The following is a 13937-nucleotide window of genomic DNA, read 5'->3' as shown; positions in this document are numbered from 1 at the left end:
GTCAGTCTCGGGCGAGGATCGAGTAGATGCGCCGACGGGCCTCGTCGAGCACCGCCACCGCCTCGTCGACCTGGGCGGGGGTGCCGGTGCGGCCGACCTGGGCGGTCGCCCGGGCGAGCTCGACGCCCGCCTTGGGCAGGGCGGTGCGGCGGTCGCCGGAGGCGCGCTGCGGCGCCCACGGGTCGGTCTCGTCGACGCCCGCGGCGGCCCGGCCGGAATCGGTGAGCGACCAGACCTTGCGGCCGTCGGTCTCCTCCGCCTCGATCAGGCCCTCGTCGGCGAGCAGCTGCAGGGTCGGGTAGACGGAGCCGGCGCTGGGCTTCCAGTCGCCGCCGGTGCGCTCGTCGATCTCGTGGATGATCTGGTACCCGTGCATCGGCCGCTCGCCGAGCAGGGCGAGGATCGCCGCGCGGACCTCGCCGCGGGGGGCGCGGGCACCGTCGCGACGGTCGAAGGTCGAGCGGAGCTGATCCATCGCCTGCCACATCCCCTCGAGGTCGACGCCGAAGGTGCCGGGGTTGCGTGAGGTGCCCATGATGATCTCCTGTCGAGGGTCGAGCGATGCCCGAACGATATACCTCGGGCCCCGGCGCGAGCGGGGCTGGCACCCAGGGTCGGTGTCGGTGCCCCGAGTGGTCGGAGCCGGTGTGCCGAGTGGTCGGTTCCGGTCGTCCCCGGCGGCCCGAGCGACCGGAACTGACCACTCGACGCCCGACGCCCACCGCTTCCCGGCCTCCGCCCGGCAGGATCGACACGTGGACGACGTCCGACCCGACGGACGCTGCCGTCCTGGGGCTGCTCGCCGTCGCGCCGGCCGCGCAGGGGCGGGGTCTCGCGCGAGCGCTGATCCGTCACGTGACGGATCGGCTCGCCGAGCTCGGTCACACGCGGGTCGTCCTGCACGCACTGCTCGACGACGCCGCGGCCCTGCACCTCTCCGAGAGCGAGGGCTGGGAGGCGATCGGCGAGCCGTTCGAGCACTCCCTGCTCGGTCGCCCGATGCGCACGTACGAGCGTGACCTGCGCGCCGTCACGCCCGGCTGACGGGCCTGGCCCCGCCGACGGGACCGACGCCTCCGTCGGCTGACTGCGCCGGCTCAGGAGGGCACGGGGCACAGTTCCTGAACCGTGCACGACTCAGGACTGCGGGTCTCCCCGCCGCGCGGATCAGGACCGAGCTTCCTGAACGAGGAGAGGCAAGAGCGGGGCTGGCACCCAGGGTCGGGGTCGGTGCGCCGAGTGGTCGGTTCGGGTCGTCCCCGGCGGCCCGAGCGACCCGAACTGACCGCTCGACGCCCACCTCCGACCCGCGGGGTCGCCGTGCACCCGGGCCGGGGGGCTTACACTGGGGTCGACAGTTCGACGGACCACGCTCCTGGTGGTCGACGCGATCACACCGTGGATGAACGAACGTCTCAGCCGAAACCCCGACGGGCGGCGAGGCGGATCGCCTCGTGGTCGCCCACCGCGGTGCTCGACAGCGATGCCGACGACGCGACCAGCGCCTCCTTCGCCGGCCGCACCGCGAGCAGCCGGACAGCCTTCCGAGCCGGGCGGGACCCCGGCAGAACACCGACACCTCCGTGCGGGCACACCTCGCGCGATCCTCCACAGAAAGCGGCCAGCATGCCGAACATCGCGACCAAGCACTCCCTCGACCTCAAGAAGCCCCAGCCCCTGAAGCGCGGCGCCCTGCGCGTCACCCCGCTCGGCGGCCTCGGCGACGTCGGCCGGAACATGACCCTCTTCGAGCACAAGGGCAAGCTCGTCGTCGTCGACTGCGGCGTGCTCTTCCCCGAAGAGACCCAGCCCGGCATCGACGTGATCCTGCCCGACTTCACGCCGCTGCGCGACCGCCTCGCGGACGTCGAGGCCATCGTGCTGACGCACGGCCACGAGGACCACATCGGAGGCGTGCCCTACCTCCTCAAGGAGCGCCCCGACATCCCCCTGGTCGGCTCGAAGCTCACGCTCGCCTTCATCACGGCGAAGCTGCAGGAGCACAAGATCACGCCGATCACCCACGAGGTCGCCGCGGGCGACCACCACCAGGCCGGCCCGTTCGACCTCGAGTTCGTGGCCGTGAACCACTCCATCCCCGACGGCCTCGCCGTCGCGCTCCGCACGAGCGCCGGTCTCGTGCTGCACACGGGCGACTTCAAGATGGACCAGTTCCCGATGGACAAGCGGATCACCGACCTCAACCACTTCGCCCGCCTGGGCGACGAGGGCGTCGACCTGTTCATGACCGACTCGACCAACGCCGAGGTGCCCGGCTTCACGACCGCCGAGAAGGACCTCGGCGCCGCGATCGACCGCGTGTTCCGCGAGGCGCCCAAGCGCATCGTCGTCTCGAGCTTCGCCAGCCACGTGCACCGCATCCAGCAGGTGCTCGACACGGCCCACAAGCACGGCCGCAAGGTCGCGTTCGTCGGCCGGTCGATGGTGCGCAACATGGGCATCGCCTCCGACCTCGGGTACCTGAACATCCCCAAGGGCCTGGTCGTCGACCTCAAGCAGCTCAGCAAGATGCAGGACAACAAGATCGTCCTGATCTGCACGGGCTCGCAGGGCGAGCCGATGGCGGCGCTCTCGCGCATGGCCAACCGCGAACACATCATCAAGGTGGGCGAGGGCGACACCATCCTGCTCGCGAGCTCGCTCATCCCCGGCAACGAGAACGCCATCTACGGCGTCATCAACAGCCTGATCCGCTGGGGCGCGACCGTCGTCCACAAGGGCAACGCCAAGGTGCACGTCTCGGGCCACGCCAGCGCCGGCGAGCTGACCTACTGCTACAACATCGTCAAGCCGAAGAACGTGCTGCCGGTGCACGGCGAGTGGCGCCACCTCACGGCCAACGCCGACCTCGCGATCGCCACCGGCGTCGCCGAGGACAGGGTGCTCGTCGTCGAGGACGGCGTCGTCGTCGACCTCGACCGCGGCCGCGCCAGCATCGCCGGGCGCATCCCCGCGCCCTACGTCTTCGTCGACGGCGCCACCATCGGCGTCGCCACCGAGGACGCCCTCAAGGACCGCCTCTCGCTCGCCGAGGAGGGCCACATCACCGTGCTCGGCATCTACGACCTCGCCACGCAGAAGCTCGTCGAGCCCGTCGAGTTCATCCCGCGCGGCTTCGTCGAGGCCGTCGGCTGGGAGGACCAGGCCGAGGACGTCGCGGCCAAGGCCCTCGAGCAGGCCACCGCACGGGGCCACGTCGACGGCGAGGCCGCCGAGCGCGCCATCGAGGACGGCCTCAGCCGCTGGTTCTTCCGTCGCCACCGCCGCACGCCCGTCATCACGACGGTCGTCATCGACGCCGACTGACCCGCCCCGGCCCTCAGGGGCCGTGAACCGACGCGAAAGGCTCCTCACGCGTGCGTGAGGAGCCTTTCTCGTCGGTTCGTCGGCCGAGGGGCCGGGGGTCGGGGCCGGGAGGGGACGCAGGAGGCGCCGAGCGCGTACTGATGGAGGACCCACGTCAGGAGCCCCCCATGCCCACAGCCATCGTCGCCGGAGCGACGGGCGACCTCGGTCGCCGCGTCGTCCGCGAGCTGCTCGCCCGGGGCGCCGACGTCCGCGTGCTCACCCGCCCCGAGAGCGGTGCGGCCGACCGCCTGTTCGGCGGGACCGAGGGCGTGGTCGTGACCCGCGCCTCCTACGACGCCCCGGCGGCGCTGCGCGACGCGGTCCGCGGGGCCGACGTCGTCGTGTCGACGGTCAGCGGGGTGCGCGACGTGATCGTCGACGCACAGACCGCCTTGCTCGAGGCCGCGGTCGCCGAGGGCGTGCCGCGCTTCGTGCCGAGCGACTACTCGGCCGACTACCGGTACCTGCCGCCGCGGTCGAACCGCAACCTCGAGTTCCGGCGCGAGTTCGCCGGGGTGGTCGACGCGTCGCCGATCCGGGCGACGTCGGTGCTCAACGGCGCGTTCGCCGACATGCTCACCGGCCAGGCCCCCATCGTGCTGGCCGACCGCAAGCTCGTGCTGTTCTGGTCGGACGCCGACCAGGTGCTCGACTTCACCTCGAAGGACGACACCGCCGCCGTCGCCGCCGCCGCCGCCCTCGACCCGGCCGCCCCGCGCTACGTCGAGGTCGCCGGCGACCGCGTCACCGCCCGCGAGCTCGCCCGCACCATGTCGTCGCTGACGGGCGAGCCGTTCCGCGCGCAGTGGGCCGGCACGACCGGACTGCTCTCGGCGATGAGCAAGGGCATGCGGCGGTTCTCGCGCGAGACCGACGAGGCGTTCCCCGCCTGGCAGGGCATGCAGTACCTCGTGAGCATGTACAGCGGCGACGGCCAGCTGCGCCGCGTCGACAACGAGCGCTGGGGCGAGGGCCGACGCTGGACGACCACCCGCGACGTGCTCGCCGCGCACGTCGCCTCCCAGGCCTGACCTACCCTGCCTCTCCTCATTCAGGAACATGAGTCCTGCATCGCGTCGCGGGGGGAGCGGGCGTCCTGAACCGTGCACGGATCAGGACAGCCCGCGCCGTGATTCCTGAATCGTGGCGAGTCCCGTCGGCAGGCCCCTGACCCCTGTCCTCCCCTGCCCTGCCCTGCCCTGCCCTGCCCTGCCCCGGGCCCGCCCGGTGAACCGTCACGAACGGCTGCTCGCGACGCCCTGAGCAGCCGTTCGTGACGGCTCGCGCGACGGTCCGCGCGACGGCGAGGAGGGCAGACGAGGAGGCGGCAGCCCGCAGCCGAGACCCGTCACCTGTACCCCGCGACCAGTGGATGCCCCTTGACCGGGGGCCACGCTGCCGATAGGAATGACGAGCTGACGGCGCTGTCATCGACGACACGTGTACCCCGTCATGCGCGGCCGCTACTGAGCGGCCCCACCCAGATCACGGGATCACCCGCAGGAGAACGACGATGGCGTCAGCTCGACCCCACCAGGCCGAACGACAGCAGCGAGCCTCAGCTCGCTGGAGGGATCGGACACAGCGGGCGGGGGTGATCCTGACCGCGACCGCCCTGGCGGCGACCGGCGCCCTCGTCGGCGTCTCCCCGGCGAACGCGGCCGGCTCGGCCGGCGCCGCTGGCTCAGCCGGGCGCGCCGGCTCCGGCGACGCCCGCGCGGCGGCCGTGCTCGGCGACGACTGGCGCACCAGCTTCGAGGCGGACGACGCGCAGCCCCTCGCGAGCACGCCCGCCACCCCTGACGACCTCGGCACCGTGAAGGCCTCGAACGGCCTGCCGCCGGGCAGCCTGCTCGGCCACGTGACGAAGGCCTCCGCGAGCGCGGAGAACGCCCCCGGCGAGATCGCCGTCAACCTCACCGACGGCAACCCGGCGAGCAAGTGGCTCGCGTTCCAGCGCACCGCGACGATCACCTACCTGCTCGACTCGCCCCAGAGGGCGACCGAGTGGTCGCTCACCAGCGGCAACGACGCCCCCGAGCGCGACCCCCGCGCGGTGACCCTGCAGGGCTCCGCGGACGGCGGCGTCAACTGGGTCGACCTCGACGTGCAGCCCGCGGTCGCCTTCACGGGCCGCGGCGCGACGAACGAGTACGCCGTCGCGGCGCCGGCGGCCTACGACGCCTACCGCCTCGACATCACCGCCAACGCGGGCGGGAGCCTCACCCAGCTCGCCGACTGGTCGCTCGGCGACGGCACCGACGCCGTGCCCGAGGCCGGCCCGATGGTGACCGTGGTCGGCGGCGGCCCGGTCAGCGGCCCGAACATGAAGCCCGGCGCGGGCTTCAGCGGCACCAAGTCGCTGCGCTACGCGGGCGAGCACACGGCCGCGGAGGGCCGGGCCACGAACGTGCTGTTCGAGGACCTCGAGCTCGAGATCGGCGACGACACCGAGTTCTCGTACAAGATCTTCCCCGAGCTGGGCGGCGACCTGCAGTACCCCGCCACCTACGCCGCGATCGACCTCGAGCTGGCCAGCGGCCGCACGGTGAACGGCGTCGAGGGCATCGTCGACTCCCACGGCGAGGGCGCCTCGGCCGCCGACCGCGGCAGCTCGAAGATCCTCTACGCCGACCAGTGGAACTCGGTGCGGGTGCCCCTCGGCGACCTCGCCGGCGAGACCGTGACGCGCGTCCTGTTCGACTACGACAACGCCGGCGGCGCGGTCGGCACCCGGTTCCAGGGCTGGGTCGACGACCTCGACCTCGACCCCGCCCCCGCGCGGGTCGACGGCTCGAGCCTCGTGAACTACGTCGACACCCGGCGGGGCACGAACTCGACCGGCGGCTTCAGCCGCGGCAACAACGTGCCGGCGGCCACGGTGCCGAACGGCTTCAACTTCTGGACCCCGATGACGAACGCGTCGAGCCAGAGCTGGCTGTACGACTACCAGCGCGGCAACGACGACGCGAACCTGCCCCGCCTGCAGGGCATCGGCGTCTCGCACGAGCCGAGCCCGTGGATGGGCGACCGGAACCAGCTCGCGATCCTGCCGTCGACGACGGCCGCGACCGCAGGAGGCGCGGGTGCGCCCGACGCCTCGCTCACCACCCGGGCCCTCCAGTTCGACCACGGGGCCGAGATCGCGCGCCCCGACCTCTACAGCGTGGCGACCACCAGCGGCCTCGAGGCCGCCGTCACGCCGACCGACCACGGCGCCGTGCTGCGGTTCGCCTTCCCTAAGGGCACGGACCCCGACGCGCGCACCGGCAGCGTGCTCGTCGACCGCGTCGCGGGCACCTCGGGCCTGAGCGTCTCGGCCGACGGCCGGGTCTCCGGCTGGGTCGAGGGCGGCTCCGGCCTCTCGGTCGGGGCGACCCGCATGTTCGTGAGCGGTCGGTTCGACCGCACGCCCACCTCCGTGGGCGCCGCCGCCGGCGACCGGGCAGGCGCGCAGTACGCCTCGTTCGACGCCTCCGCGGCGAGCGCGGGCAGCCCCGCGGGCGTGGTCGAGCTGCGGCTGGCGACCTCGTTCATCTCGTCCGAGCAGGCGACCCGCAACCTCGACCTCGAGGTGACCGGCCGCAGCTTCGACGAGGTGCGCGAGGCGGCCGAGCGCCAGTGGAACGACCGCCTCGGCGTGGTCACGGTCGAGGGCGCCCGCGACGACCAGCTCGCGACGCTCTACGGCAGCCTGTACCGCCTGAACATGTTCCCGAACTCGCAGTTCGAGAACACGGGCACCGCCGCCGCGCCGGTCAACCGGTACGCGAGCCCGGTCGCCCCGACCCAGGGCGCCGCGACGGACACGACGACCAACGCGCAGGTGATGGACGGCGAGGTCTACGTCAACAACGGCTTCTGGGACACCTACCGCACCGTCTGGCCCGCCTACTCGCTGCTCTACCCCGAGGTGGCGAGCCGCCTCATGGACGGCTTCGTGCAGCAGTACCGCGACGCCGGCTGGATCGCGCGCTGGTCGAGCCCCGGCTACGCCGACCTGATGACGGGCACGAGCTCGGACGTCGCGTTCGCCGACGCCTACGTGAAGGGCGCCGTCGACGGCGACCTCGCGCTCGAGGCGTACGACGCGGCGCTCAAGAACGCGAGCGTGCAGCCGACCCAGAGCGGCGTCGGGCGCAAGGGCCTCGACCAGTCGCTGTTCCTCGGCTGGACGCCGTCGAGCACCGGCGAGAGCGTCTCGTGGGGCCTCGAAGGCCACATCAACGACTTCGGCCTCGGGCAGATGGCGGCGAAGCTCGCCGACGACCCCGCGACCCCGGAGGCGCGGCGCGGGCAGCTGAGGGAGGAGTCGGCCTGGCTGCTCGACCGCGCCCGCGACTACGGCACGCTGTTCGACCCGGCGACCGGCTTCTTCCAGGCGCGCGACGCCGACGGCGCCTTCGCCGAGCCGGCCGACACCTACGACCCCGAGTCGTGGGGCGGCGCCTACACCGAGACGAACGGCTGGAACTTCGCGTTCCACGCCCCGTTCGACGTGCCCGGCCTCGCCGCGCTCTACGGCGGGTCCGAGGGCCTCGACGCCAAGCTCGCCGAGTTCTACGGCACCCCCGAGGAGGCGGACAAGCCGGGCGGCTACGGCGGCGTCATCCACGAGATGGTCGAGGCCCGCGACGTGCGGATCGGCCAGCTCGGCATGAGCAACCAGGTCTCGCACCACATCCCGTACATCTCGGCCGCGAACGGCGACCCGGCGACGACGCAGGAGGTCGTCCGCGAGATCACCCAGCGCCTCTTCGTGGGCAGCGAGATCGGCCAGGGCTACCCCGGCGACGAGGACAACGGCGAGATGTCGTCGTGGTTCCTGTTCTCGGCGCTCGGCTTCTACCCGCTCGCCATGGGCACCGACTCGTACACGATCGGCTCGCCGCTCTTCGACGCGGCGACCATCCACCTCGAGAACGGCAAGGACTTCACCGTCCGCGCCGAGGGCAACTCGAACGACGCCGTCTACGTGCAGTCGGCGACGCTCGACGGCGAGGCGCTCGACACCGCCTCGCTGAGCCAGCAGAGCATCAACCGAGGAGGCGAGCTGACGTTCCGGATGGGCGAGCAGCCGAGCGGATGGGCGGCCCACGCCCCCGAGGCCGCCGACCCGGCGGCGACGCTGGTCGACGCCACCACCGCCGGCCAGGGCGTGCTCAGCGCGAGCGACGTCACGGACGTCGCCCGCCTCGCCGACGACTCGGCGAGCACCTCGGCCACGTTCGACCTGCCCGACGCCGACGTCACGTGGCGCTCGGCCTCCGGGCCGGTGACCGTGTCGCGGTACACGCTGACCAACGGCGCGCAGGGCACCTCGTCGCCCACCGGCTGGACGCTCGAGGGCTCGACGGACGGCACCACGTGGCTGCCGCTCGACGAGCGCACGGCGCAGACGTTCCCGTCGGCGCTGCAGACGCGGCCGTTCACCGTCACCGACCCGCGGCCCTTCACCTGGTACCGGATCGCGACGACCGGCACCGGCGACGGCCGCGCGGCGACCCTCAGCGAGATCGAGCTGATGGCCGACCCGACGGCACCGGCCGGCGCCTTCACGCTGACCGGCAAGCCGGGCCTGACGAGCGAGGCGGGCGCCTCGTTCGAGAGCGCCGTGGCCACGCTGACCCGCGCCTCCTCGGCGGACGGGACGGACGGCACGGACGCCGGCGCCGTTCCCGAGGGGCTGACGGCGACGGTCGACTGGCTCGACGGCGACGGCCCGCAGCCGGCGACGCTGACGCCCACCGCCCTCGGCGGCTGGGACGTCACGGCCCCGGCCCGGGTGTTCGACGCCCCGGCGACGTACACGGCGATCGTCACGGCGCAGGACGGCACCGACTCCGCGACGACGACGGCCTCGGTGGTCGTGTCGCGGACGGCTCCCTCGTCCACCGACGCCTTCGACAGCGTCTGCCTCGGCGAGCCCGGGCAGGCCGCGAACTGCGACTACCTCGACGCCGGGTTCTCGCGGCCGTCGCTGGCGGGCAAGGGCTTCGTGCAGGGCGAGACGGTCGAGGTGCCCGGCACCGCGCTGTCGTTCGACCTGCCGGCGGTGCCCGCCGGCGAGCCCGACAACGCGACCGGCCAGGGCCAGGTGCTGCCGCTCGACCTCGGCGACGACGTGACGCAGCTGTCGGTGATCGGCACCGCGACCGAGAAGCCGCAGCAGACGGTCGGCACGCTGACCTTCGACGACGGCACGACGCAGCAGCTGCCCATCGAGTTCGGCGACTGGACCGGCGGGGTGACCACGCCGTCGTTCGGCAACATCGTGGTCGCGACGTCGGACGGGCGCACGCGGGGCGCGAACGGCTCCGACACGACCGTCGCGGGCGTGTACTCGACCGCGCCGGTGACGCTGCCCGAGGGCAAGCGAGCGGTGTCGCTCACCCTGCCGACGCAGACGGGCGACCCGCGGTCGGCCGGTCGGATCCACGTGTTCGCGATCGCGACCGACGGCACGCGCCTCGCACCGCCGGAGGCGCTGGTCGCCACGGGCGCGGAGGCCGGCCTGGCCGGGACCGCCGGCACCGAGGTCTCGGGCGCGCTGGCGACCGTGACCGGCGGGGTCGGCGACGCCGCGGGCTCGGGCGACGCTGCCGGCCCGGGCGTCTCGGCGCTCGTCAACTGGGGCGACGGCACGGCCCTCACGCCGGGCACGATCGTCGACGGCGTCGTCTCGGGGGCGCACACCTACGCGCTCGCGGGCAGCTACACGGTGACCGTGACGGTCGACGACGGACGCTCGAGCGCGGCGGCGACCACGACCGCCGTGATCGCGGCGGCACCGGTCGACCCGGGCCCCGGACCCGGCACCCCGGGCGACCCGGGCACGCCGGGCCAGCCGGGCACCCCGGGCACGCCGGGCCAGCCGGGCACCCCGGGTCAGCCGGGCACGCCGGGCGACCCCGGCACGGTGTGGACGCCGTCGATCTCGGTGCTCGCCGACTCGGCGACGCGGGGCACGGTCGTCCCCGTCGACGGGAACGGCTTCGCCCCGGGCGAGCAGGTGACGCTGACGCTGTTCAGCGACCCGATCGCGCTCGGCACGCTGACCGCCGACGCGGACGGCATCGTCCGCGGGTCGTTCACGGTGCCCGCCGACGCCACGACCGGCGCCCACGAGGTCGAGGCCCTGGGCGCGACGTCGCAGGTGGCCGTGCGCGCCGCGTTCGAGGTGGTCGACACGGCCCCGGCCGACGCGGGGCGCGCCCCGCTGCGGCCCGGCTCGTACGACGGCTCGCTCGCCTACACGGGCGGCGACCGCGACCAGGCCGTCGACGCCGGGCTGGTCGGCGGCGTGCTGCTCGCCGCCGGCGGGCTGGTGCTCGCCCTCGAGGCGGCCCGGCGCCGCCGTCGCCGTCACGAGGTCGCCGCGCGGTAGGGCGACCCCCGCGGGCGCCCGACCGGTGCTGCAGCAGGCGGCCCCCTCCCCCACCGGGGCGGGGGCCGCCTCCTTCTGTCCTGGGGCTGCCTGCCCCTGGCCCGTGCCTCGTGAGCCGTCACGAACGGCTCTTCCCTGCCCCGGGAAGAGCCGTTCGTGACGGCTCACCGCCCGGCGGGCTACTGGAAGGTGAGGAGGTCGCCCGTGTCGATCGTCATCGTGTAGCTGACGGTGAAGGGGACGTCCTCGTCGATCGTGTAGCGGCGCCCGTCGAAGAGCGCCTGCGCGTCGACGACGAGGTGCGCCGTGCCCGCGGCCTCGGTGACGAGCCACTGGCCCGAGACCGTGCCGGGCTGCACCGAGAGCGCCGGGTAGGCGACGATGCTCCACGCCGGGTCGCCCGTGACGCGGTCGTCGACCTGCCTGCCGAAGGGGCAGCCCGCGGGAAGCAGCACGGCCTGCGTGACGCAGTCGGTGTCGAGCATCGCGTCGAGCTGCTCCTGCAGGGTCTGCGAGAAGGAGGCGCGGGCCACGGTCGCGACGCTGGCCGACGACGTGCCCCCCGCGCTGATCACGGCCACCGTCACGGGCGGCGCCTCGAGGTAGGCGCTCTCGTGCGAGAGGGTGAACCGCGAGGGCGCCAGCACCTCGAAGCGCGTCGCGACGTCGCCGCTCTCGGTGGTCACCTGGCGGCCGTCGACGGTGAACCGCGGGTCGTTCTGCGGCGTGACGTCGAGGGTCGCGGTCGGTGCCTGCGCGAAGCTCCAGGCCTGGAACACGCCGAAGCGGGTGCCGGCCCGCTGCACGACGAACTGCGACCGCCCCGGGGTGCCGTCGAGCGTGTACGTCATCGTCACGGTGCGGGTGCCGTCGGCGAGCTGGAGCTCGGACTCCTCGCGCACGTCGGCGAGGCCGCCGAGCGACGGGACGGTGAGGAGGCTGTCCTCCAGCTCGTCGGTCGGCTCGATGCCCGCGAGGGTGAGGGCGCTGGCCGTGTCGCCGCGGTCGACGGCGTCGAGGTAGCCGCGGGCGAAGCCGCCGGCGCTGTAGACGGTCGCGTTGAGCGCCACGACGGTCACGGCGAACCCGATCAGCACGAAGAGCGCCGCGCCGCCCCAGATGGCGACGAAGGGCCACCACGACGACGCGCGCCTCCTCTCCCCCACGGACGAAGACATGTCCACAGCATAGGTCGGCGGAGGTCACGGACAGCCGTGCAGCCGAGGAGGCGCGGGTAGATTGGGACCCTCGCCGCGCCTCCTCGGTGCCGGCCCCCACCTCCGTCGAAAGGCCCGTGCCGACCGTGTCCGTCGCCCTCTCCGCCGAGCAGCAGGCCGTGTTCGACGCCATCGAGGACACCCGCGAGCACATCTTCGTCACCGGCCGCGCCGGCACCGGCAAGTCGACGCTGCTGAACCACCTGTCGTGGAACACCTCGAAGCAGGTCGTCATCTGCGCCCCCACCGGCGTCGCGGCGCTGAACGTCGGCGGGCAGACGATCCACTCGCTGTTCCGCCTCTCGATCGGCCTCATCGCCGACCACGACATCGACCAGAACAGCGAGCTGCGCAAGCTGCTCAACACGATCGACACGCTCGTCATCGACGAGGTGTCGATGGTGAACGCCGACCTGATGGACGCGATCGACCGGTCGCTGCGGCAGGCCCGGCAGCGACGGTCCGAGCCGTTCGGCGGCGTGCAGGTCGTGCTGTTCGGCGACCCGTACCAGCTGCCGCCGGTGCCCGGCGACGCCGAGGAGCGGGCGTACTTCCGCGACAACTACCGGTCGATGTGGTTCTTCGACGCGCACGTCTGGCAAGAGGCCGCGCTGCGCATCTACGAGCTGGCCTTCATCCACCGGCAGACCGAGGGCGACTTCAAGGAGATGCTGAACGCCGTGCGCCACGGCCGCGTCACCGCCGAGATCGCCGGGGCCCTCAACGGCGCCGGCGCACGGCCCGCCCCGACCGACGGCACGGCCATCACGCTCGCGACCCGCAACGACACCGTGACCCGCATCAACAAGGTCGAGCTCGAACGGCTGCCGGGGCGCGTGCTCACGGCCAAGGCCGAGGTCAGCGGCGAGTTCGGCGGGCGGGCGTTCCCCGCCGACGAGGCCCTCGAGCTCAAGCGCGGCGCGCGCGTGATGTTCCTGCGCAACGACCAGGACCAGCGCTGGGTGAACGGCACCACGGGCACGGTGACGAAGGTGCGCGACACGGTCTTCGTCGAGGTCGACGGCGAGGAGCACGAGGTGCAGCCCGCCGTGTGGGAGAAGTTCGCGTACTCGTGGTCGGCCTCGACCAAGCAGCTGCGCAAGGACGTCGTCGCCGAGTTCACGCAGTTCCCGCTGCGGCTGGCCTGGGCCGTGACCATCCACAAGTCGCAGGGCAAGACCTACGACAGCGCGATCGTCGACCTCGGCAGCCGGGTGTTCAGCGCCGGGCAGACCTACGTCGCGCTGAGCCGCATCACCGCCCTCGACGGGCTCTACCTCACGCGGCCCCTGCGGCCCGCCGACATCATCGTCGACCTCGACGTGCGGCGGTTCATGAGCCAGGCGACGCGGGTGCCGGCGATCCGGGCGGCGGAGGACGCGGCGGCGGCCGCGGACGGGGACGGCGCGGGTGCTGCCGGTGCGGGCGCGGCGGGGTGAGGAGCAGCGGGGCACCGGGCGTGTCTCGGGCACCGGGGCGTCCTGCAGGGGTGCACCGCACCTCCTGCGGGGGTGCTCTGGCATGATCGGGGGATGACCTCGACGACCCCTGCCGCCTACGAGCCCACGATCCGCGAGTCGCCGAACCGCGCGGCCGCCCTCACGATCGGCACGATCGTCCTGCTGGTCGGTGCCTGCGGCTTCCTGGCCGAGAACATGGGCCCGTTCTTCGGCACGACCGGGGCGGCGCTCGGGTTCCTCAACGTCACCCCCGCCCTCGTCGTCATCTGGGTGCTCTCGGGCGCCGGCCTGATCATCGCGGGCGCCTCCGGCCGCGGACCGGCCCGCAGCATCGCCACGGTCGTCGGCCTGCTCTTCGTGGTGCTCGGCGTCGCCGGGTTCCTCGTGCGCGACACCGAGGCCAACCTCCTCGCGCTGAACCTCGGCGACGACATCGTGCACCTCGTCGCCGGCGGCATCCTGCTGCTCACCGCGATCGGTGCGGAGCGCCGCCGCCGCTGAGGC

General features: G+C 73.3%; 8 protein-coding genes. 6 read left to right on the top strand and 2 right to left on the bottom strand.

The features are described 5' to 3' along the window. Window position 1: 1 nt before the first annotated feature. A complete protein-coding gene (locus FHR78_RS11415; protein WP_243862286.1) occupies window positions 2-535 on the bottom strand; it encodes a PadR family transcriptional regulator in 534 nt (177 codons plus the stop codon). 26 nt (window positions 536-561) lie between these two features. Here FHR78_RS11415 and FHR78_RS11410 point away from each other — a divergent pair, with 26 nt between their 5' ends. From FHR78_RS11410 to FHR78_RS11395, 4 genes are all read left to right on the top strand, one after another. Beyond that, entirely contained in the window at window positions 562-1044 is a 483-nt protein-coding gene (locus FHR78_RS11410) for a GNAT family N-acetyltransferase (protein WP_243862285.1), read from the top strand. Between the two features lie 582 nt (window positions 1045-1626). Then, window positions 1627-3327, top strand: a complete 1701-nt coding sequence (locus tag FHR78_RS11405) for a ribonuclease J (RefSeq protein ID WP_166760574.1) — start codon at window positions 1627-1629, stop codon at window positions 3325-3327. A 167-nt stretch (window positions 3328-3494) separates the two neighbouring features. Beyond that, complete coding sequence (locus FHR78_RS11400; RefSeq protein ID WP_166760573.1) at window positions 3495-4400, top strand: NmrA family NAD(P)-binding protein; 906 nt, start codon at window positions 3495-3497, stop codon at window positions 4398-4400. Window positions 4401-4963: 563 nt separating this feature from the next. Beyond that, entirely contained in the window at window positions 4964-10756 is a 5793-nt protein-coding gene (locus FHR78_RS11395; RefSeq protein WP_347878163.1) for a GH92 family glycosyl hydrolase, read from the top strand. 179 nt (window positions 10757-10935) lie between these two features. Here FHR78_RS11395 and FHR78_RS11390 read toward each other — a convergent pair whose 3' ends face one another. Continuing rightward, window positions 10936-11934, bottom strand: a complete 999-nt coding sequence (locus tag FHR78_RS11390; protein ID WP_166760572.1) for a hypothetical protein — start codon at window positions 11932-11934, stop codon at window positions 10936-10938. A gap of 125 nt (window positions 11935-12059) precedes the next feature. Here FHR78_RS11390 and FHR78_RS11385 point away from each other — a divergent pair, with 125 nt between their 5' ends. Next, window positions 12060-13412 (top strand): AAA family ATPase, encoded by a 1353-nt coding sequence (locus FHR78_RS11385; protein WP_166760799.1) that lies wholly within the window; start codon window positions 12060-12062, stop codon window positions 13410-13412. Window positions 13413-13505: 93 nt separating this feature from the next. Next, window positions 13506-13934 carry a DUF4383 domain-containing protein gene (locus FHR78_RS11380; protein WP_166760571.1) on the top strand — a complete coding sequence of 143 codons (429 nt, stop codon included), beginning with the start codon at window positions 13506-13508 and terminating at the stop codon, window positions 13932-13934. Window positions 13935-13937: the final 3 nt, after the last annotated feature.

The organism is Frigoribacterium faeni, from assembly GCF_011761235.1.
Lineage (GTDB): Bacteria > Actinomycetota > Actinomycetes > Actinomycetales > Microbacteriaceae > Frigoribacterium > Frigoribacterium faeni_A.
Note: the sequence above shows the minus strand (reverse complement) of the source record. Positions and strands in the feature narration are given on the sequence as shown.